Source organism: Streptomyces sp. OZ13 (assembly GCF_052068155.1).
Lineage (GTDB): Bacteria > Actinomycetota > Actinomycetes > Streptomycetales > Streptomycetaceae > Streptomyces.
Genome location: NZ_JBQHCZ010000007.1, coordinates 194,661 through 216,363, shown reverse-complemented (window position 1 = coordinate 216,363; position 21,703 = coordinate 194,661). Strand labels below are relative to the sequence as shown.

15 protein-coding genes are annotated in these 21,703 nt (G+C 72.8%); 7 read left to right on the top strand and 8 right to left on the bottom strand.

What is annotated here, in order from left to right; translation table 11 throughout:
- Positions 1-10: 10 nt before the first annotated feature.
- From ACTMTU_RS18865 to ACTMTU_RS18845, 5 genes are all read left to right on the top strand, one after another.
- A complete protein-coding gene (locus ACTMTU_RS18865; RefSeq protein WP_441264640.1) occupies positions 11-988 on the top strand; it encodes a carbohydrate ABC transporter permease in 978 nt (325 codons plus the stop codon).
- Entirely contained in the window at positions 985-1,845 is an 861-nt protein-coding gene (locus tag ACTMTU_RS18860; protein WP_364594585.1) for a carbohydrate ABC transporter permease, read from the top strand. The genes ACTMTU_RS18865 and ACTMTU_RS18860 overlap by 4 nt, the downstream gene beginning before the upstream one ends.
- A 92-nt stretch (positions 1,846-1,937) precedes the next feature.
- Positions 1,938-3,224 carry a glycoside hydrolase 5 family protein gene (locus ACTMTU_RS18855; protein WP_441264639.1) on the top strand — a complete coding sequence of 429 codons (1,287 nt, stop codon included), beginning with the start codon at positions 1,938-1,940 and terminating at the stop codon, positions 3,222-3,224.
- 30 nt (positions 3,225-3,254) lie between these two features.
- The gene (locus tag ACTMTU_RS18850) at positions 3,255-5,291 is read left to right on the top strand and encodes an endo-beta-N-acetylglucosaminidase (protein WP_441264638.1); all 2,037 of its coding nucleotides are present in this window, start codon (positions 3,255-3,257) and stop codon (positions 5,289-5,291) included.
- Positions 5,292-5,326: 35 nt separating this feature from the next.
- A complete protein-coding gene (locus tag ACTMTU_RS18845) occupies positions 5,327-8,356 on the top strand; it encodes an alpha-mannosidase (protein WP_441264637.1) in 3,030 nt (1,009 codons plus the stop codon).
- Between the two features lie 87 nt (positions 8,357-8,443).
- On the opposite strand, the gene ACTMTU_RS18840 is transcribed toward ACTMTU_RS18845, so the two are convergent.
- The 3 genes from ACTMTU_RS18840 to ACTMTU_RS18830 form a co-directional block, all read right to left on the bottom strand.
- Complete coding sequence (locus tag ACTMTU_RS18840; protein WP_441264636.1) at positions 8,444-9,880, bottom strand: tannase/feruloyl esterase family alpha/beta hydrolase; 1,437 nt, start codon at positions 9,878-9,880, stop codon at positions 8,444-8,446.
- Positions 9,881-9,961: 81 nt separating this feature from the next.
- Complete coding sequence (locus ACTMTU_RS18835; protein ID WP_441264635.1) at positions 9,962-11,428, bottom strand: extracellular catalytic domain type 1 short-chain-length polyhydroxyalkanoate depolymerase; 1,467 nt, start codon at positions 11,426-11,428, stop codon at positions 9,962-9,964.
- A gap of 191 nt (positions 11,429-11,619) precedes the next feature.
- Positions 11,620-12,942: a DUF6777 domain-containing protein gene (locus ACTMTU_RS18830; RefSeq protein ID WP_441264634.1), complete on the bottom strand. Its 1,323-nt coding sequence runs from the start codon at positions 12,940-12,942 to the stop codon at positions 11,620-11,622.
- Positions 12,943-13,101: 159 nt separating this feature from the next.
- Here ACTMTU_RS18830 and ACTMTU_RS18825 point away from each other — a divergent pair, with 159 nt between their 5' ends.
- Positions 13,102-14,385 (top strand): streptophobe family protein, encoded by a 1,284-nt coding sequence (locus ACTMTU_RS18825; RefSeq protein WP_441264633.1) that lies wholly within the window; start codon positions 13,102-13,104, stop codon positions 14,383-14,385.
- Here the strand turns inward: ACTMTU_RS18825 and ACTMTU_RS18820 are convergent.
- The 3 genes from ACTMTU_RS18820 to ACTMTU_RS18810 are packed head-to-tail and all read right to left on the bottom strand — an operon-like array spanning position 14,379 to position 18,610.
- Positions 14,379-15,404, bottom strand: a complete 1,026-nt coding sequence (locus ACTMTU_RS18820; protein ID WP_441264632.1) for a serine/threonine-protein kinase — start codon at positions 15,402-15,404, stop codon at positions 14,379-14,381. The genes ACTMTU_RS18825 and ACTMTU_RS18820 overlap by 7 nt on opposite strands.
- A complete protein-coding gene (locus tag ACTMTU_RS18815) occupies positions 15,404-16,219 on the bottom strand; it encodes a hypothetical protein (RefSeq protein ID WP_441264631.1) in 816 nt (271 codons plus the stop codon). Before ACTMTU_RS18815 ends, ACTMTU_RS18820 begins: the two co-directional genes overlap by 1 nt.
- A gap of 12 nt (positions 16,220-16,231) precedes the next feature.
- Positions 16,232-18,610: an FHA domain-containing protein gene (locus tag ACTMTU_RS18810; protein WP_441264630.1), complete on the bottom strand. Its 2,379-nt coding sequence runs from the start codon at positions 18,608-18,610 to the stop codon at positions 16,232-16,234.
- A gap of 222 nt (positions 18,611-18,832) precedes the next feature.
- Here ACTMTU_RS18810 and ACTMTU_RS18805 point away from each other — a divergent pair, with 222 nt between their 5' ends.
- Entirely contained in the window at positions 18,833-19,345 is a 513-nt protein-coding gene (locus ACTMTU_RS18805; RefSeq protein ID WP_441264629.1) for an ATP-binding protein, read from the top strand.
- 441 nt (positions 19,346-19,786) lie between these two features.
- On the opposite strand, the gene ACTMTU_RS18800 is transcribed toward ACTMTU_RS18805, so the two are convergent.
- Positions 19,787-20,020, bottom strand: a complete 234-nt coding sequence (locus tag ACTMTU_RS18800; protein WP_053557612.1) for a hypothetical protein — start codon at positions 20,018-20,020, stop codon at positions 19,787-19,789.
- 122 nt (positions 20,021-20,142) lie between these two features.
- A complete protein-coding gene (locus ACTMTU_RS18795; RefSeq protein WP_441264628.1) occupies positions 20,143-21,060 on the bottom strand; it encodes a S1 family peptidase in 918 nt (305 codons plus the stop codon).
- Positions 21,061-21,703 lie beyond the last annotated feature (643 nt).

The following is a 21,703-nucleotide window of genomic DNA, read 5'->3' as shown; positions in this document are numbered from 1 at the left end:
GGCACCTGCCATGAAGACTTCCACCGCCTCCGGCACGATCACCTCCGACGCCGCCCCCGCGGGCCCGCCCGTCCACGGCCCCGGGCCGGGCTCCGCGGGGCGCCGCCCGCACCGCGGCATCCGGCGCCATCTGCCGTACAGCCCCTGGCTGTTCGCGGCACCCGGACTGCTCGTCGTCGGCGCGTTCAGCCTGTACCCGTTCCTGAGCACCCTCGTCAACGCGTTCACCGACCGCCGCACGCTCGTCCCCGGCGAGTTCGTGGGCCTGGCGAACTTCCGTGAGCTGCTCGACGACGAGATGTTCTGGATCGGCCTGCGCAACAGCACCCTGTACGTGCTCGGAGTCGTCCCCGCCCTGGTGATCCTGCCGCTGCTGCTGGCCATGCTCGTCCAGCGCCACATCCCCGGCATCACCTTCTTCCGCTCCGCCTTCTACACCCCGGTCGTCGCCTCGATCGTCGTGGTGGGGCTGATCTGGGTCTGGATGCTCGACGACCGGGGACTGGTCAACTCGGTGCTGGAGGCGGTGGGGGTCGGCCGCGTCGGATTCCTGAGCGACCAGTGGCTCCTGCTGCTGAGCGCGATGGGCGTCACGGTGTGGAAGGGCCTCGGCTACTACATGATCATCTATCTGGCGGCGCTGGCGAACGTCCCGCGCGAACTGCACGAGGCCGCCGCCGTCGACGGCGCCGGGCCCGTACGCCGGTTCTTCACCGTCACCGTCCCCGCCGTCCGCTCCACGATGGTCCTCGTCGGAGCCCTGTCCTCGGTCGCCGCGTTCAAGGTGTTCTCCGAGGTCTATCTGATGGCAGGTCCCTCCGGCGGCCCGGCCGGCGAGGACACCACGCTGGTGATGCTCGTCCAGCGTGTCGGCACCGGCCTCTCGGGCCGCGTCGGCTACGCCTCCGCCATCTCCGTCGTCGTCTTCGTCGTCACCGTCGCGCTGATGCTGCTCGTGCTGCGCGCCGACCGCAAGGAGGACGCGTGAGCGTCATCAACGTCACCGACGCCGACGGCAAGCGGATCCCCGCCACCCAGCTCGTACTGCGCTACGTGCTGCTGCTGGCCGTGCTGGCGCTGACCGTCGGCCCGTTCCTGTGGCAGCTGTCCACCTCGCTGAAGGGCCCGCACGAGGACATCTTCAGCTCCCCGCCGAAGTTCCTCCCCGGCGAGCCGACCCTCGACAACTACACACGCGTCGCGCAGACCATCCCCGTCTGGGACTACGCCCTCAACTCGCTGAAGGTCGCCACCGCCAACGTCGTCACCAACTGCGTGGGAGCCGCCCTCGCCGGCTACGCGCTGGCCCGGATGCGCTACCGGGGCCGCAGGGCCGCCACGCTGGCCTTCATCCTCGCCATGCTCGTCCCCGTCGAGGGCATCATCATCGCCCAGTTCACCACCATGCGGGACCTCGGCCTCAACAACACGCTCCTCGGGGTGCTGCTGCCCGGCTCCATCGGGGCCATGAACGTCCTGCTGATGCGCAACGCCTTCCTGAACCTGCCCGACGAGGTCGAGGAGGCGGCGTACGTGGACGGGGCGAACGTCTGGCAGCGGTTCCTGCGGATCGCCCTGCCGTCGGTCAAAGGCACCCTCGCCGTCGTCGCGATCTTCGCGTTCATGGGCGCCTGGGACGACTTCCTGTGGCCGCTGATCGTGCTGAGCGACCCGGAGAACTTCACCCTCACCATCGGCCTCAACTACCTCCACGGCACCTTCGCCAACGACGAACGCCTGGTCGCCGCAGGCACGATCATCGCCGTGCTCCCGCTGATCGTCCTCTTTGCCTGCCTCCAGCGGTTCTTCTTCCGAGGCGTCGGCGAAGGCGCCGTCAAGGGCTGACAACGGGGCCGCGCGGACCTGCCCCCAGGCGCAGCGCGCGGCCGCGCAGCCACCCGACCGACACCCCACGAGACTTTGGACGTCGCCGCCTCATGAGCTCCGCCCCGCCGCGCTTCGGCGCCAACTACACGCCCAGCCAAGGCTGGTTCCACCACTGGCTGGACTTCGACCTCGACGACGTGCGCGCCGACCTCGACTCGATCGCCGGCCTCGGACTCGACCACATCCGGGTCTTCCCGCTCTGGCCGCTGTTCCAGCCCAACCGCGCCCTCGTCCGCCCCCGTGCCGTCGAACAGCTCGTGCAGCTCGCCGACGCCGCGGCCGAGCGGGGCCTGGACGTCAACGTCGACGGCCTCCAGGGCCATCTGTCCAGTTTCGACTTCCTGCCCGCCTGGACGCGGACCTGGCACCGGCGGAACATCTTCACCGATCCCGACGTGGTCGCCGGACAGGCCGAGTACCTCAGGACACTGGCCGCCGCCCTCGCCGACCGGCCCAACTTCATCGGCATGACCATCGGCAACGAGATCGCACAGTTCGCCGCGGCACCGCACCCGGATCCCGACCGCATCACCCCCGCACAGGCAGGCAGCTGGCTCGACCGCCTGCTGGCCGCCTGCGAGGAGGGCGCGCCGGGACGGATGCACCTGCACGCCGAGTACGACGCCTCCTGGTACCAGGACGACCAGCCCTTCACCCCTGCCCACGCCGCCCGGACCGGCGCGGTCACCGCCGTGCACTCCTGGGTGTTCAACGGCACCGCGCAGCGGCACGGCGCCACCGCCACGGCCACCGAGCACCACGCCGCCTACCTCGTCGAACTGTCGAAGGCCTGGGCGCTGGAGCCGCACCGCCCGGTGTGGCTCCAGGAGGTCGGTGCGCCCGCGCCGCACATCCCGCCCGAGCACGCCGCCACGTTCACCGACGCCACCGTCGCCAACGCCCTCGACTGCCCGGACCTGTGGGGCGTCACCTGGTGGTGCTCCCACGACGTGTCCCGCTCGCTCGCCGACTTCCCCGAACTCGAGTACACCCTCGGCCTGCTGACCAACGACCGCCGCGTCAAACCCGCCGGACGGGCCGTCGCCCGGATCGCCGAGGAGTGGCGCCGCCGCGAACACCGGCCCGCCCCGCGCAGCTGTGCCCTCGTCGTCGACGCCGGTGACGACGAGCGGGCGCCCCGGCGCTCGGTCTGCGCCCCCGGCGGCCCCGTCTTCGAGGCCTTCGCCCGGCTCACCGCCGACGGCGCCCGCCCCACCACGGTCCTCGCGAGCCGCGCCGACGACCCGGACCACCTCGCCGCCCGCGGCATCACCGAGGTCGTCACCCCCGAACAGGCCGGTCTCCCCGGGGGACCGGCCGCCCGCACCGCACCGTAAGCCGTCCACGACCGATACGGAGCACACGACATGGCCCCCCACCCCAGCAGACGAGCCGTCCTCAGGGCATCCGCCGCGGCGGCCCTCGTCCCCGTCCTCGCACCGGGCACGGCCGCCGCCGCGAAGCGGAACGCGCTCGGCGCGCCGTACGCCTCCTACTGGTACCCGGACTCGCTGCCTTCCGGCAGCCCCGGCGAGGGCATCACCTGGCGCAGCCTCAGGACCTGGCGCGCACAGGACGACGCCGACCTTCCGTTCAACAGGGCGGCGGTCCCGCTCGCGCGCCGGTTCACCCCGACCCCGGCCAATGCCACAGCCCGCGCCGGCCAGGCCCGGATCCAGTCCCTCGTCTCGTTCGCGCCCACGGCCTCGAACCCGTCCCAGGGCGCACCGACCGCCGACTACTACGCCACCACCCACTGGGGCTACGTCGACGAACTGGTCTTCTGGGGCGGCTCGTCCGGCGAGGGCCTGATCCTCGCCCCCAACGCCCCCGTCGTCGACGCCGCCCACCGCCACGGTGTGCCGGTGCTCGGCAATGTCTTCCTGCCGCCCGTGGCCTACGGCGGCGATCTGCGCTGGACCCGTGATCTCGTACAGAAGGACTCCTTCGGCCGCTTCCCGCTCGCCGCGCAACTCGTCGCCGTCGCCGTCGCGTACGGCTTCGACGGCTGGTTCGTCAACGCGGAGACCGGCGGCGGCGACAGCGCGCTGGCCGCCGACATGCGCGGCTTCCTCGCGGAACTGAAGCGTCTCGGCACGGCGAAGGACCTACGTGTCACCTGGTACGACTCGATGACCGTGAGCGGCTCCGTGACCTGGCAGGGTGCGCTGAACGAGCGCAACCGTCCCTTCTTCGAGGCTGCCGACTCCATGTTCGTCGACTTCCGCTGGTCCCGCTCCACCCTCGCCTCCTCCGGGCAGCTCGCCGACCGACTCGGGCGCAGCCGGTACGAGTTGTGGGCCGGGGTCGACGTGGAGGCGAGCGGCTGGAACAAGTCCGTCGACTGGGACGCCATCATCCCCGGGAGCGGCGACGACATCGTCTCGCTCGGCCTCTACCGCCCGGAATGGACCCGCAACCACCTGCCCGCCGGCCGCACGCCGGAGCAGTTCCACGCGGCCGACGACCGCTTCTGGAGCGGCCGGTCGCTCGACCCGTCGCGGCCGGACACCGCCGACGCCTGGCGTGCCCCGGCGCTCGCCGTGGCCGACCGCTCCACCGTCGCCGGCCTGCCCTTCGCGACCGTGTTCAACACCGGTCACGGGCTGCGCTGGTACGAGGAGGGCAAGGCGGTCTCCGACGCCGGTTGGAACCACCTCGGGCTCCAGGACCGGATGCCCTCACGCCAGTGGGTCGTACGGACCGAAGGCACCCGGCCCAGGGTCGCCTTCGACTTCGGCGACGCCTGGCACGGCGGCAGCAGCCTTCTCGTCGACGGTTCCCCCGACGCCCCCGTCACCGTCGACCTGTACGCCACCCGTCTGCCGCTCGGACCGGACACGGTCGTCGAGTTCACCCACCGGGCCGACGCGGGCCGGGTCACCGTCGAACTCGCCCTCGCCACGGCGGAACCCGCCGCACCCGGCGAACCCCACCCGTACACGTATGTCCCCGTCGGGGCGGCCGAGGGCGGCTGGACCACCCGGACCGTACGGCTGAGCGGCCTGTCCGGGACCGTGCACGCCCTCGGCGTCCGGCTCACCGGTGCCGGCGGCCCCGTGCGCTGGCGCCTCGGCGCGCTCGCCGTGCACGACGGCGGCGAGCGGACCCCGGCCGCCCCCGGCGCACTGCGGATCACCGACGCGACGGACGAGGGCATGCGCTTCGTCTGGCAGGCGGCGCCCGACGCCGTCGACGAAGCAGCGGCGGCCGTACGCCACTACACCCTGCACCGGCTGCTGCCCGACGGCACACGGCGCTTCCTCGGCGCCACCTGCCAGCGCGCCTTCTTCGCCCGTGACCTGCGGCCCGAACCGGGCGAGCGATCGGCCCGGTTCGAAGTGCGCGCGGTGGGGGAGCTCTACACCACGTCCGCTCCCGCGACCGTCGTCCGTCCCTGGTAACACGCCCCACCCCCGACACCCCCGGAGCACCCTTCATGCATGACGACCGCACCCTCGTCGAAGCCCGCCTCAGGCGTGTCCTCGACGAACGCATCCGCCCCGCCGTGTACCCCGAGTCCGTGCCGCTCGACGTCTTGGTGTGGAACGCGCCGGGCGAGCCCGTCCCGGTCGAGGAAGGTCTCGCCGCCACGCCGGAGCCGGTCGCGGTGGGCGACATGTGGGGTGCTCCGTGGGGCACCAGCTGGTTCACCGTCACCGGCACGGTCCCGGGCCGGTGGGCGGGCCGGACCGTCGAGGCGCTCCTCGACCTCGGCTTCGACGAGAACATGCCCGGCTTCCAGTGCGAAGGCCTCGTCTACCGCCCCGACGGCACCCCGGTGAAGGGCCTCAACCCGCGCAACCAGTGGGTCCGCGTCGCGGCGCCGGCCGAGGGCGGGGAAGAGGTCCGCCTGCACATCGAGGCCGCTTCGAACCCCGTCATCCTCGACTACCACCCCTTCCTTCCGACGCGGCTCGGCGACAAGGAGACCGCGGGCAGCACCCCGCAGTACCGGCTCGCCCGCATGGACCTCGCCGTCTTCGACGAGACCGTGTGGCAGCTCGTCCTCGACCTCGAGGTGCTCGGCGAGCTGATGCACGAACTGCCCGCGGACGGCGCCCGCCGCCACGACATCCTGCGCGCCGTCGGCCGCGCCCTCGACCGTGTCGACCTCCAGGACGTGGGCGGCAGCGCTGCCGCCGCCCGCGCCGAGCTCGCCGGCGTCCTCGCCACGCCCGCCCGGCCCTCGGCCCACCGCATCAGCGCCGTCGGCCACGCCCACATCGACTCCGCCTGGCTGTGGCCGCTGCGGGAGACCGTGCGCAAGGTCGCCCGTACGACGGCCAACATGACGGCCCTGCTGGAGGACGAGCCGGACTTCGTCTTCGCCATGTCCCAGGCGCAGCAGTTCGCCTGGATCAAGGAACACCGCCCGGAGGTCTACGCCAAGGTCAAGAAGGCGGTCACCGACGGCAGGTTCGTCCCCGCCGGCGGGATGTGGGTCGAGTCCGACACCAACATGCCCGGGTCCGAGGCGATGGCCCGTCAGTTCGTGCACGGGAAGCGGTTCTTCCTCGACGAGTTCGGCATCGAGAACGACGAGGCCTGGCTGCCCGACACGTTCGGCTTCGCCGCCGGGCTGCCGCAGATCATCAAGGCGGCGGGCTCCAAATGGCTGCTGACTCAGAAGATCTCCTGGTCGCAGACGAACAAGTTCCCGCACCACACCTTCCAGTGGGAGGGCATCGACGGCACGCGGATCTTCACCCACTTCCCGCCCGTCGACACCTACAACTGCTCCATGAAGGGCAGCGAGATCGCCCACGCCGAGAAGAACTTCAAGGACAAGGGGATGGCCAGGCACTCGCTCGCGCCGACCGGCTGGGGCGACGGAGGCGGCGGCACCACCCGTGAGATGGTCGCCAAGGCGGCCCGCCTGCGCGACCTCGAGGGCTCGGCGACGGTGACGTGGGAGACACCCGCGGAGTTCTTCACCAAGGCGGAGGCCGAGTACGCCCACCCGCCGGTGTGGGTCGGCGAGCTGTACCTCGAACTGCACCGCGCCACCCTCACCAGCCAGGCGAAGACCAAGCAGGGCAACCGTCGCAGCGAGCATCTGCTGCGCGAGGCCGAGCTGTGGGCGGCGACCGCCGCCGTCCGTACCGGATTCGGCTACCCGTACGAGCAGTTGGACCGGATCTGGAAGACGGTGCTGCTGCACCAGTTCCACGACATCCTGCCGGGCTCTTCCATCGCCTGGGTGCACCGGGAGGCGGAGAAGACGTACGCGGCCGTCGCGGCCGAGCTGAACGACATCATCGGCACGGCCCAGCGTGCCCTCGCCGGTGATGCGACCGCCGGCGGGGAGCTGGTGTTCAACGCCGCCCCGCACGAGCGGCACGGCGTCGCCGCCGGCGGCGCGGCCCGCGCCGCGGAAGGCGGCACCGCGCAGCTCTCCGAGCGCGACGGCGGCGGTTTCGTGCTCGACAACGGTCTCCTCCAGGTCGAGATCGACGGCCGCGGCCTGGTGGTCTCCGTCTACGACATCGGAGCCGAGCGGGAGACCGTGGCACCGGGCAGTGCCGCGAACCTGCTCCAGGTCCATCCCGACTTCCCCAACATGTGGGACGCCTGGGACGTCGACGCCTTCTACCGCAACACCGTCACCGACCTCACGGACGCCGACGAGGTCACCGCCGCCGGCTCGGGACCGGCCGCTGCGGTCCGCGTCGTCCGCTCCTTCGGCGACTCGAAGGTCACCCAGCTGATCGCCCTCGCGGCGGGCGCCAAGCGCCTCGACATCCACACGGAGGTCGACTGGCACGAGACCGAGAAGTTCCTCAAGGCGTCCTTCCCCCTCGACGTCCACGCCGAGCGGTACGCCTCCGAGACCCAGTTCGGCCACTTCCACCGGGCCACACACACCAACACCAGCTGGGAGGCCGCCAAGTTCGAGGCCTGCAACCACCGCTTCGTCCACATGGAGGAGCCGGGCTGGGGTGTCGCCCTCGTCAACGACTCGACGTACGGGCACGACGTCACGCGCACCGTCCGCGCCTTGGACGCCGGGACCACGACCACCCTGCGCGTGTCCCTGCTGCGCGCCCCGCGTTTCCCCGACCCGGAGACCGACCAGGGCGTGCACCGCTTCCGCCACGCCCTCGTGCCCGGCGCCTCCATCGGCGACGCCGTACGGGAGGGCTACCGCATCAACCTTCCCGAGCGCCGCGTTCCCGGTGACGCCGAAGTCGCGCCGCTGGTCACCGTCGACAACGACGCGGTCGTCGTCAGCGCGGTCAAGCTCGCCGACGACGGCAGCGGCGACGTGGTGGTGCGGCTGTACGAGGCGACGGGCGGGCGGGCCCGGACGCGGGTGACGCCCGGCTTCCCGGCCGCAGGGGTCTCGGCCACGGACCTGCTGGAGCGGACCCTCGCAGACGTACCCGCCCCCGAACTGGTCGACGGCGGCGTGCCGTTGAGTCTGCGGCCGTTCGAGCTGGTCACGCTGCGGCTGGTCCGCGCCTGACCGTTCGGCGGGCAAGCCACGCGCGACGGCCCGCCGGTCCCCCTCCTCGGGCGGACCGGCGGGCCGTCGGGCCTGCCGGGAGCAGCCTCAGCGGCGGCCGAGAGAACAGTCGGTCAGCGGATCGCGGCCGGCACCGGGCATGGCCACGGTGTGACCGGCGGCCGGCTCCCTGCCCTGCCCGATCCACTCCTCCATCGCCGTGAACGCCGCGCGGTGACAGGGCGTCAGCGGGCGCAGCCGGTCGGGGAACACGTCGTACAGGGAGTCGACGTGGGTGCCGCCCTCGACGCGGTAGTAGCGGAAGAGGCTGTCACGGCCTGCCTCGCGCACCATGCGCGCGTACACGTCGGACCCCTCACCGATGGGCAGCAGCACGTCCAGCGTGCCGTGCAAGGTGATGAGCGGCTTCCCGATCCGGCCCGTCAGCGCGATCCGGTCCACGGCCCTGTGCACCTCGGGCGGCCGGGAGGCGTAGTCGTAGTCTGCGTCGCACGCCGGTGTCCCCGGAGCGCAGAACGGCGTCCCGGCCTCCGTGGCACCGTCGAAGGCGGGGTCCAGTTCCTCGCGGTAGATCCGCTGCGTCAGGTCCCAGTAGTACTGGTGGTGGTAGGGCCACAGGAACTCCGAGCCCGCGGGGTACCCGGCCGCCACCATCTCCCGGTGCGCCTGCGCGGCGCCGGCTCCGCCGGCCGCGTACACCGGATAGCTGCGCAGCGCGGGCGGCAGGAACGTCAGCAGGTTCGGGCCCTCCGTGCGCCACAGGGTGCCCTCCCAGTCCACCCCGCCGTCGTACAGCTCGGGGTGGTTCTCCAGCTGCCAGCGCACCAGATAGCCGCCGTTGGACATGCCGGTGGCCAGGGTGCGCCGCGGTGGCCGGTGGTAGCGCTGGGCCACGACCGCACGGGCGGCCCTGGTCAGTTGGGTGACCCGTTCGTTCCACTCGGCGACGGCCTCTCCGGGCCGCCGGCCGTCCCGGTGGAACGCCGCCCCGGTGTTGCCCTTGTCGGTCGCGGCGAAGGCGTAGCCGCGGGACAGCACCCAGTCGGAGACGGCCCGGTCGTTGGCGTACTGCTCGCGTACCCCGGGGGAACCTGCGACGACCAGGCCGCCGTTCCACCGGTCGGGGAGCCGGATGACGAACTGGGAGTCGTGGTTCCAGCCGTGGTTGGTGTTGCCCGCCGAGTCGTCGGGGAAGTAGCCGTCGATCTGGATGCCCGGCACACCGCTGGGCGTGGCGAGCCCGGCCGGGGTGAGCCCCGCCCAGTCCGCCTGGTCGGTGTGCCCGGACGCGATCGTCCCCGCCGTCGTCAACTCCGCCAGGCAGGAGAGCTCCTGGTGTCCGGCGCCGGGCACCCGCAGCGTCTGCTGCCGTGCGCAGTGGCCCGGCTCACGGGCCTCCGCGGCGGGGACGGCGGTCAGGCCGAGCAGCAGCGCGGCCCCTGCGACCACCCGTACGGCACGGCCGAGTCGGCCGGACCGTCCGCGGTGCTCGGGTGAGATGCCTGGCGGCAGGACGAACGGCACGGAAGGGCCTCCTGAGATGAAGTGGCGGGCGGGGCGGACGTCCGGGGCACACGTGTGCCGGGACGGTCGAAACGAAGGAGCTCAGGGGCAGTTGCCGTCGGCGATGACGTAGTGCCCGGCCGGTGACTCCTTGAGCGTGTGGGTGACGAAGGTGTTGTAGAGGCCCATGTTCTGGCCGGAACCCTTGGCGTACGTATAGCCGCCGGCGGTCGTCGCCCGGCCCGCCCGGACATGCGCGTAGTTGCTGTCCGTCCAGCAGACCGCCGCCGCCCCCGTGGTGGACGCGGTGATCTGGGCCGAGCGGGCGCCCTCCGCCCCGGCCGCGTCACGGGCGGCGACCCGGTAGGTGTGCGTGGAGCCCGCGGCGAGAGAGGTGTCCGTGAACGAGATGCCCCGCGGGGTGGCGACCCGGGAGCCGTCGCGGTACACGGCGTAGTCCGCGGCGCCGTCCACCGCCTGCCAGGCCAGGGCGATCGACGTGTCGTCGGCGCCGGTCACCACGAGCCCGGCCGGGGCGGGCAGACCGCCGGGATCCGGGTCGCCGCCGCCCGCCAGTCCGAAGAACCCGGTCACCCAGTGGCTGGAGCAGATCGAGTCGATGAAGTGCGCGGTGCCCGTACGGCCGCACTGCTCGGGGCCGCTGCCCGGGTCGACCGGCGTCCCGTGTCCGATCGCGGGCACCCGGTCGACCTCGACGGCCACCTGCCCGTTCCCGTCCAGATACTGCTCCCTTCGGGTGCCGTTGGCGCCGATCGTCGACGTTCTGTCGGGGGTCTGGCCGATCCCGTGCACGGCGGTCCACTGGTCCCTCAGCTCGGCCGCGTTCATCGGGGCGACCGTGGAGTCGTTGTCGCCGTGCCACACGGCCACCCGCGGCCACGGTCCCGTGTACGACGGGTAGGCGTCCCGGACCCGCTGCGCCCACACGGCCGGCGTACGGTCCGTGCCCGGGTTCATGCAGACGAACGGGCCGGTGTCCCGGGTGCAGTCGTACGGCATGCCGGCGATCACCGCACCCGCCTCGAAGACGTCCGGATAGGCGGCGAGCATGACCGACGTCATCGCGCCCCCCGCGGAGAGACCGGTGACGAAGGTGCGACCCGCGTCGGCGCCGTACGCGGACTCCGCGTGGGCGACCATCTGCCGCACGGAGGCTGCCTCGCCCTGTCCGCGCCGGTTGTCGGACGTCTGGAACCAGTTGAAGCAGCTGTTCGCGTTGTTGGCGGACGTGGTGCCCGCGAAGACCACCAGGAAGCCGTGCCGGTCGGCGAAGGTCGTCAGGCCCGAGTTGTCGGCATACACCTGCGCGCTCTGCGTGCAGCCGTGCAGGGCCACCACGACGGCCGGTTCCGGCGCGAGCGACGCCGGCCGGTACACGTACATGTTCAGATTGCCCGGGTCGGCACCGAAGTCGGCCACGTGTTCGAGGGCGACGGCGGCGTGCGCGGCGGGAGCGGGGGAGACAAGCAGTCCGCCCGCGACGACGGCGAGCGCCGCGCCGAGCCGCCCGGCGGCCCGGCGCAGCCGGCGGACGGTCCGTACGCGCATCGGTTCGGGCGTGCTTCCACACGGCGGCATCCGGACCTCCCACAGGTGACGAGACGATTCCGGTCACAGTAGGAACGGTCCGTGCGCCGAGGAATGGTGACGCCACCCATAGCCGCGCCCGCCGACGGCGGTGCGCGCCCCCTTGTGCCGCCGGGCCCCCGGCTGCTAAGTCCAGTCCGCCGGGACAGGGCCTAGATGAGCACCGATCCGAGGACGACCGGCGCGCGTGCCGGGTCCGCCGGGCCGGGAGCGAGGCCGTTCGTGCCGCCGGGCTGCTCCGGAGCCGGCTCCTCCGGCCCTTCGGGAGCCGGTCCGTCCGGGGAGTCGGCGCCCGACTCGGGCGCCGGTTCCACGGGGGGTTCCTGCGGCTCCGACGGGGGCTCTTCGGGTGGCGGTTCCGACTCGGGCGGCGGCGCCGGCGGCGACTCCTGCGACGGCGGCTCCGGCGGGGGCGGGGCCTTGGGCGTCTCCGCCGGTGGCCTGCCGCCGTCCGTCGGGGAGGCGTCATGGGAGGGGGAGGGCTCGCGGGAAGGCGGCTCGGTCTCCTTGTCGCGTGTGCCCGTGTCGCCGGCCGGCCGCTTGATCCACTTGTCACCGTCGCGGAGCACGAAGTCCTTGACGGGCTTGTCCGCCGGAGCGACGACGACGACCTTCGAGGGCCGGTAGCCGGGCCAGGCGTCGCCGACGGCACGGGGAATGTCCTTCTGCGCGACGGGCGGGAGCAGCGGATTGCCGCAGGCGCAGCGGACCCTCGGCACACCGCGGTCGTCGACCAGCACCGCGGTGCCCGCCTGCAGCACGGCCTGATAGGCCCTCGGCCCACCGTCCTTGTAGCCGTGGTTCGTCACCCGGGTGTCCATCCGCAGCTGCACCGGGGTGAGCGAGCGCAGATAGTCCGGGACGCGCGACGGTTCGATCCGGTGCACCTGCGCGAAGGCCCGGTTCTTGGCCGGGTCCGCGCCGAGGGCGGTGATCTGCTTCTCGACGTCGCAACTGGCCGCCTTGCGGCTGCCCCCGTACAGCCCCGGCGCCGACCCCTCGACGCTGCGGGTGACATTGGGCGACGCGGTCATGGCTCCGTCCGGCTCGGCGGCCGGCGTCGACGCGGGCGGCGAGCTCTCCTTCGCCGTCGACTCGGTGAACGGATCGGGCCCGGTCGCTCCGGCGGCCTGGAGGAAGACCTCGCTTCCGCCGCCGGACGCGCCGGACCCGCCCGACCCGCTCGGGCGGGTCAGCACGACGGCGAGCACCACTGCGGCCACCAGCGCGACGGCGACCGTCGCGATGCGGGGGACGGACCGCCACCAGGGCCGGCCCGGTCCCCCGTCCCCTGGCCCGGGACCGCCGGGACCGCCCGGTCCGCTCGGCGGACCCGCGGCGCCGCCCGAATGGCTGCTGCCCGCGGGACCACCGGGTGGAGGCGGCGGTGTGGGACCGCCCGGCCGCGAGGGGCCGGAGAGTGGTCCCGGAGGTGGGCCTGTCGGACGGCCTGGGGATGGCGGTTCGGCACTCACAAGTCTCTTCTTCCCGGGCGTAGGAAGGCGGAAGAGATGATTCGTCTGTTCTGTCACTCGATGTGCCCATTGTCTGCCCGGTACCCGTGCGAGCCGCAAGCCGACGCGGTCGGCCCCGCCCGGGAAGCGCGCCGCGGCCGCCGTGCATAGCGTGGCAGCGTGAGTCAGCAGGCATCGAGCAGCCCCGGCGGCGCGACCCGGCCGCCCCACGGCTGGGTCCATGCGCTCGCCGCGGTACTCGCCGGCCTCGTCGTCATGGCCGTCACCGCGGCCCTGGGCCTGTGGGCGGCGGGCGCGAGGGACCTGCCCGACGGCGGCTTCCTGCCGGTCGTCGCGGCCGTCGTCGTGATGGCGGCCGGCGGCACCGTGGAGGTCGCCGGGGAAGCCGGTGTGATCGCGGAGACAAGGGCCGGACTCACGGCCCTGCCCCTCTCTGTGGCACTGGCCGGAGCGCTCACGGTGGCAGCAGGCTTTCTCCGGCCGCTGCGCCACAGGGCCGTCGCCTCCGCCGGCGAACTGGCGGGCTGGGCCGCCCGGCTGGCCTTCCTCTGGCTGCTCGCCCTCATCGGTCTCGGCGCGCTAGCCCGCCACACCTTCACCATCCCCATCGAGGATCCCACCGGCGGATTCCTCGAGGAATTCCTGGACGCCACCCCCCGCGTGGGATTCCGCACCGACGTCCCGCTCACCCTCCTGTTCGGCCTGCTCTGGCTGGCCGGTGTCCTGGCCCTCGCGGTGGCCGTGTCGCGCGGCAGCCCGCTCCCCGCCCGGCTGCTGCGCTTCCAGGAGTCGGTGCGGCCCGCCGCGTACGCCATGGTCGCCATGCTGCTCACGCACGTGGCGGTCGGCGTGGTCATCGCCGTCGTCGTGGCACTGACCCGTGACAGCACCGCCGACACCTTCGCCGTGATCTTCCTCGGGCTGCCCAACCTCGTCTGGCTGGCCTTCACCCTCGGCCTCGGGGCCTCGTGGGAGGGCAAGGTCGAGGGCCCCTTCGGCCTGCCGATGCCGAAGCTGCTCGACGAGGTGCTGCGCACCGGCGACATGACGACACTCGACCTTTCGGCGCTCGTCGAACGCGACGGCCGTGCCTGGTGGCTGCTGGTGGCCGCCATCGTGCTCGTGCCGGCGGCGGCCTTCCTGATGGCCGTCCGCTCACCGGCCGGCATGCGGCTCTGGCAGCACGCCGTCCACATGGCCGTCGCCCTCGTGCTGACCGTGCTGACCGTCTGTCTCCTCGTCAGGCTCTACGCGCACTACGGCCTCTCCCTGCTCGGCATCGGCGACCTCGGCGGCGACCTCGCCGGTGAGGTGGCGCTGCGTCCGAACCTTTGGCCCGCCCTCGGTCTCGCCGCCGCGTGGGGACTGGTCACCGGCGTGATCGGCGGACTTCTGGCGTCGCACGTCCACCGCCGCGGCCAGGTCGAGGTCCCACGTCACTGACGACCGGACCCGCCCGTGGCAGGGAAGACCGGCAGCGCCCACCGCGGCGGGTCCGGCGGGGGAGCGGTCCTTCCCGGCGCGAGCGTGCCGCGCCCGGCCACCGCCGTCGCCGGGTGGCGGCCCTCGCCCGGTCCCGTGGACGCCGCGGCCGTCGCCGCACGCAAGGCCGCCACGAACTCGCCGCACGAGCCGTAGCGGTCGTCCGGACTCTTGGCGAGCGCCCGCGCCATGACGTCGTCGACGGCTCCGGGCAGATCGGGCCGCTTCCCGGTCAGCGGCGGTGCCGGATCGAACTGGTGCGCCCAGAGCAGGGCCATGTCGTCGTCACGCTGGAACGGCGGGCCGCCGGCCAGCGTCTCGAACACGACGCAGCCGAGGCTGTAGACGTCGCACCGCCCGTCGACCGGCCGACCGGAGATCTGCTCCGGAGCCACGTAGTCGAGCGTGCCCACGAACTGACCGACGGTCGTGAACCCGGTCAGCGACAGGGACTTCTTCGTCAGACCGAAGTCGGTCAGATAGACGTGCTCCGGATGGTCGCTGTCCGTGCCCTCGGCGACCAGGATGTTGCCGGGTTTGACGTCCCTGTGCACCAGGTCGTGGGCGTGCGCAGCGTCCAGTGCGGACGCCACCTGCGCGGCGATGCGCCCCGCCGCGACGGCGGGCAGCGGGCCCATGCGGTCGAGGAGCACCCGCAGGTCCTGCCCGGCGACGTAGCGCATGGCGATGTAGAGCAGGCCGTCCGTCTCGCCCGCCTCGAAGACCGGCACGATGTGCGGATGGTCGATCGACGCGGCGACGCGCGACTCGTGCGTGAACCGCTTGCGGAAGGTGTCGTTACGGGCCAGTTCGGGAGCGAGCAGCTTCAGGGCGACGGTGCGGTCCAGGCGCAGATCCCGCGCCCGGTAGACCACCGCCATACCGCCCCGGCCGATCTCCCGCTCCACGAGATAGCCGGCCACCTTCTTGCCGACCAGCTCGGACGGCCTGCCGCCGGGCATCCCGGGAAGCGGCGGCATCAGCGCTCACCACCACGGGCGGACGGCCCTTCAGGGTGGTCCACGACGCGGGTGGCGTCGGGGTCTTCGGGATGGTCGACGACGCGGGTGGCGTCGGGGTCTTCGGGTCGGTCGACGACGCGGGTGGGGTCGGGTGGGTCTTCGGGCCGGTCGACGACGCGCGTGGCGTCGTGCGCTTCGGGGTGGGCGACGACCTGGGTGGCATCCGTGCCCGGCGTGTCCGTCGCCAGCACCTGCTTCGGATCCGGCGGGGGCGGGCCGGATCCGGACGCGCCGTCGGCGTCCGCGTTCGCGCCGGTGTCCGCGGGCGGCTCCGGCTCCGCGTGCGACGCCGGGCCCGACGAGGTCGCGAACGTGCTGAGCCCGAGCCCGTCGCAGTAGACCCACCGCTCGTGCTCCGCGTCGTACAGCCACACCGACTCGCCGTCCACGACGAGGCCCGCCCGCAGCCCTCTGGTACGTCCACGGAAGGTCTCACCGTCGGACAGCCCGTCGGCCAGGTCGTCGGCGGCACGCCGGTAGCGGGCCAGGGTCTCGGCGACCCGGGCCAGCTGCGGCCGGGGGTCCGCGGTCCGGGCCAGGGGCCGGTCGACGGCCGGGGGTTCCTGCGGCACGGCGACCAGCAGACGTCCGTCGACCCACGCGGACCAGCCGTTCGCGCACACGATCTGCCCCCAGTCGCCGCGCCGCTCGGCGAGCTGGACCGGCAGCAGTGGGTCGAGCGGTGTCGTGGGCCGGGACACGTCCGGCGCCTCCCACGCGGGCATGCCCCACGGCGGCACGACATGTGTGGCGCGGAACTCCCAGGCTGCCATGGCGGGCCCGGCCTACTTCCGCATGACGGCGGGCTCGTGCCGCCGCAGCAGGCGGGCGACCAGGCAACCGAAGAGCACCGACAGCACCACCAGCATCCCCATGTCGAGCAGCCACACCCCTGCCGAGTGCTCGAAGAGCGGATCGGCCGTCAACTCGCCGGGGACGTTGCGGCCGAGGTCGATCGTTCCCGCCATCGCGCCGAGGGCCCACCGGGACGGGACCAGCCACGCCAACTGCTCGATCACCGCCACGCCGTCGAGCTTCAGGAGCGCGCCGCAGAAGACGACCTGCACGATCGCGAGGAGCACCAGCAGCGGCATGGTGACCTCTTCCTTGCGCACCAGGGCGGAGATCAGCAGCCCCAGCATCATCGCGGTGAACGACAGCAGCGCCACGGCCAGGGTGATCTCCGGCAGAGGTGGCAGCAGCACTCCTTCGCCGCCCGGCGAGCCGAGGTCGACCCCGGCCAGGGCGACGAGGGTCAGCACGATCGCCTGGAGCACCGTGACCGTCCCGAGGACCACCACCTTGGACATCAGATACGCGGACCTGGACAGTCCGACGGCCCGTTCCCGCTGATAGATCGGCCGCTCCTTGACGAGCTCCCGCACCGCGTTCGCCGCGCCCGTCAGTACGGCACCGACGCAGAGAATGAGGAGGGCGTTCAGTGCCGTCTCCCGGTCGAGTCGGCTGCCGGCCAGGGCGCGGGCCATCGCACCCATGACGAACGGCAGCGCGATCATGATGACGAGGAACGTGCGGTCCGCGCTCAGCGCGGCCGTGTACCGCCGCACCAGCGTCAGCAGCTGGGCGCTCCAGCTCTGCGTCTTGGGCGGCGGGGGCACGGGCCCCGGGGCCGGCCCGGCGGGCAGGCGCGGCTGTGCGGTGGCGCCGACGATGTACTGCGCGTTGAAGCGGGACTCGCGGTACATCTCCGCCCAGTCCCTGCCGCGGTCTCTCTCGAAGGCCTCGAACGCCTCGGGCCATTCGGCGAAGCCGAAGAAGCCGAGAGCCTGCCCCGGCGGCCCGTAGTAGGCGATCCTGCCGCCGGGCGCGAGGACGAGCAGCCGGTCGCACACGTCCAGGCTGAGCACGCTGTGGGTCACCACGACGACCGTGCGCCCGTCATCGGCCAGGCCGCGGAGCATGTGCATCACGGAGCGGTCCATGCCGGGGTCGAGCCCGGACGTCGGCTCGTCGAGGAAGAGCAGGGACGGCTTGGTCAGCAGTTCGAGCGCCACGCTGACACGCTTGCGCTGGCCGCCGGACAGCGAGTGGATCGGCTGGCCGGCCCGCTGCTCGAGCCCGAGCTCGCGGATCACCTCCGTGACCCGGGCCTCCCGCTCCGACCGATCGGTGTCCTGGGGGAACCGCAGTTCGGCGGCGTAGGAGAGGGCGCGGCGTACGGTCAGCTGGGCGTGCAGGATGTCGTCCTGCGGCACGAGCCCGATGCGCCGGCGCAGCTCCGCGTAGTCGTGGTAGAGGTCGCGCCCGTCGTACAGGACGGTGCCCCGCTGCGCGGGGCGCAGCCCGGTGAGGGCGTTCAGCAGCGTGGACTTTCCCGCGCCGCTCGGCCCGACCACGGCGAGCAGGCACTTCTCACCGACCGGGAAGGAGACATGGTCCAGGAGGGTCTTGCGGCCCTCGTCCACGGTGACCGTCAGGTCCTGGACGTCGAGGGACACCTCGCCGGTGTCGACGAACTCCTGGAGTTCGTCGCCGACCAGCACGAACGCGGAATGCCCCACGCCCACGATGTCGCCGGCCCGTACCGGGGCCCGGTCCACGGGCAGGCCGTTGAGGTAGGTGCCGTTGTGGCTGCCGAGGTCGACGATCTCGTACGTGCCGTCGGGCCGTGTGCGCAGTTCCGCGTGCCGGCGGGAGACCACGAGGTCGTCGACGACGAGCTCGCTGTCGGGCGACCTGCCGATGCGCACGGCGCGGGCGGGCAGCGGCCGCACGCTGGTCGGGCTGCGGAAGGTCCCGGTCGCGGCGGGCACGGGCACGACGGGCGGCGGTCCCGGTTCGGCGGCCGGTCGCCGGCCGGCCGACGGGTCGACGGCCGGTGGTGCGAGGTCGGCGAGTACGGCCCGCGGGCCGTCGGCGGCGCTGCCGAAGCGGATGACACTGCCGGGGCCGACTTCCCGCACGTGGATCCGACGGCCCTCGGTGTACGTGCCGTTGGTGCTGTTCTCGTCCGCCACCGTCCAGTGCCCGTCGTCGGCCCGCAGCACGGCGTGGTGCCAGGAGACGCGTGGGTCGTCGATGACGATGTCGCTCAGGGGATCACGCCCGACGTGGTACGCCCGGGTCGGATCCATCACCGTGGAGCCGGTATCGGTCTCCATGACGAGTGCGGGCGCAGTCGGCGTGCCAGGCCGCTCTGCCATGTTCGGATTCTAGCGATATGTGCGGTTCTGCGCCCCTGCGGCCGCCTCCGGGCCGGCGGGGGCGCAGAGAGTCCTGGGCCCCCAACGGGCCGTTGGTGTCGCGTGTTGCGGTGAACGGGTGGCCGGTGCACTCTGATGGTTACCCAGAAGCGACACAGGCTCACTCTTCGTACTCGGGGGCCACATACGAATGACGGGCCGTCGCGGTGAGGAGCCACGGTCATGAACGTTCCGGTTGCCTGCCAGTACAGAATCGAAGTACCGGCTTCCCCAGAGCGCATTCCTCAGATCCGGCGCATACTCGCAGCGCATCTGAAGTACTGGGGCCTCGACGCCCATGTCATGCCGGTCTGCAGCGCCGTCGACGAACTCGTCGGCAATGTCGTCCAGCATGTCGAGGGCGACAAGACATGTGTGGTGGAGCTGCGTTGGGCCGGGCGCCATCTCACCACGTCCGTCTCGGACCGAGACAGCACCCTTCCGCGGCTGCACACGTCGTCCCCCGCCAAGGGCGGACTCGCCAGGGTGGCGATGCTCAGCGACAGCTGGGGCACCTGTGCCACCGAACACGGCAAGGTGATCTGGTTCAGCCGCCGCGTCAAGGAGCCGCAGCGCGTGAAGTCCGGTCCGCACGTGCCCCAGCCGCCGGTCCGGGAGTTCCGGCCGCTGCCGCTGGAGGCGGTGCCCGCCGAACCGTTCGAGGCGCCCTCCCTCGCCGTCCCCGCGGGGCGGTGACGCGCGGATGTTCCGTACGGCTCGGACGCCGCCGGACGCCCTTGGGTGTCCGGCGCGGCACAGCCGCCGGCGACCGTCGCTGCCGTGCGAACGGTCCGTGTGTGTGCCGGACCTGCCCCGCGCAGTGCCTCACGGCCATGGGTCCTGCCCATGAAGGGGGCCCTGCCCATGACGGCAGGGGTCCCGGCGTACCGGATGTGTCCGTACCGCGGGCCGTCCCCGGCCGGCGCTGACGGCGGGGAGCACAGGCCGCCGGTCCGGACTCCGCAGCGACTTCGAGGTCCTTGAAGCAGCCGGTCGTCTCGAGCGGCCGGTCGTGCCGGGCGCGGCCCGTACTTCGCCACGGGAGCTGCTGTGCCGGCGGACCGGCCTCGGACCCGGCGCCGGTGCACCGGGAAAAGGCCCCCGCCCGGGTCCGACCCGGGCGGGGGCCGTCGCCGTTCACGCGGCCCTCCTGCCCTCCCGTTCCGCGGGATGCAGCGTCGCGAGCAGCCGGAAGAAGTCCGCCTCGTTGCCCGCGAGGCCGACCGCGCGCAGGGCGTCGTCGGCCTCCGCCATCGGGACCGTCAGCAGCGGGACCGCGAGCGGCGCCTGCTGCGGGTCGGCGAGCACGGCCCTGGTGGTCTGGAGCAGGCGTACGTACGCCTGCGCGGCGGCGATCTCGGAATCGTTCATCTCGCGGTTCCCCTCCTTGAGGTGTCGGACCGTCAAGCATCCACCGAGCCACTGACAACGACGGAGGCCGGCGGTCCGCCCAGGGGTGGCGGACCGCCGGCCGAAGGCCGTGGGGGAAAGGCCTAGAAGACGCTCACGCCGTACGCGCTCAGCGCCTCGGTGACGGGCTGGAAGAACGTGGTGCCGCCCGAGGAGCAGTTGCCGCTGCCGCCGGACGTCAGGCCCAGAGCCGTGCTGCCCGAGAACAGGGCGCCGCCGCTGTCGCCGGGCTCGGCGCAGACGTTGGTCTGGATCATGCCGTACACGACGTCGCCGTTGCCGTAGTTGACGGTCGCGTTGAGGCCGGTGACCCGGCCGCTGCGCAGACCGGTGGTGCTGCCGCTGCGCTGGACGGTCTGGCCGACGGAGGCGTTGCCGGCGCCGGTGATGTCGCGGTAGCTGCCGTTGTAGAGGTAGACACGGCCGTCCGCCGCCGAGGCGTTGGAGTGGCGGATGATGCCGTAGTCGTTGTTCGGGAAGCTGGAACCGGTCCGCGTGCCGAGCACCGTGGTGTTTGCGGAGTTGGTGTACCAGGTGGAGCCGATGTTGGTGCAGTGACCGGCCGTCAGGGCGTAGTAGGTGCTGCCGCTGCGGACGTTGAAGCCGAGGGAGCAGCGTCCGCCGCCCGCGTAGATGGCCTGGCCGCCCGCGATGAGCTTGCTGAAGGTGCCGGGGGTGCGCTTGATCTCGAGGACGCCGGCGCGCTCGCCCGCCGCCTTCTTGATCTTGGCGATCTCGGCGGCGGAGACGGTGGAGTCCGCCGTGACGACGACCTTGCCGGTCTCCTTGTCGGTGTACCAGGCGGTGCCGGGCACGTCGGCGCCGAGCACCGCGTCGTCGGCCTGGGCGAGCTGGGCCGTGGTGGCCCGCGCGGAGTCGGCCGGGTCGGCCAGCGCGGACGGGGCCGCAAGCGCGGAGGCGGCCACGAGTGCGGCGGCGACGGCGGTCAGCCGTGCGGCTCTCGAGACGCCGGTGAGGGGGGCGAAGCGCTTGATCTTCACTGCATCCTCCGGTGGGGGATTCCGGGGCCCGCTGGGTGGGCGGGCCCGTCCAACGCCGGCTGCCGGACCGTGACGGAACGTTCAACGTCATGATCCTGACAACCGCCGCGGAAGGAATCCTGCGGCTCCCGGCAGTTGCGCGGCAAGATCGCCTTTCGGCCGCTCTACGCGCGTCCGGCCGTCGTGCCGACGGCGCCGTCCGCGCCGGCGCCCGGCGGGGCCACCGGCCCCGCCGCCGGGCGGCCCGGGGCGGAACGGGAGGCGGTGCCGCGTCCGGCGGCAGAGCAAATGCTGCGAACATTTGCTGACCGGCCGTCAGGAGTGGAGGGTGTCCGGCCGGAGCAGTCACGCGGCGGGGGAGCGCTCCCGCGCAATAAGCGGAATGGCGCACGCCATTTTGGCTGCTCAGTGTCGATGGGGCGTGATCCCCGGGTGACGTGCCAGGACGTCCGCGGCCCGCTCTTGCCCACTGCAACGTTTCAGTCCGGCCGTGGAAGCGTTGCAGTGGCTCCCGCACATCCCGGCCGCCCGCGCGCCCCGCATCCGCAGCCGGTGCGCAGCGCCCACCGGCGGCGCGCCGGGACGCCGGCCCAGGACGGCGGGCGCACCGCCGCAGCGGCGGAGCTGAGAGGCCGTCACTCCT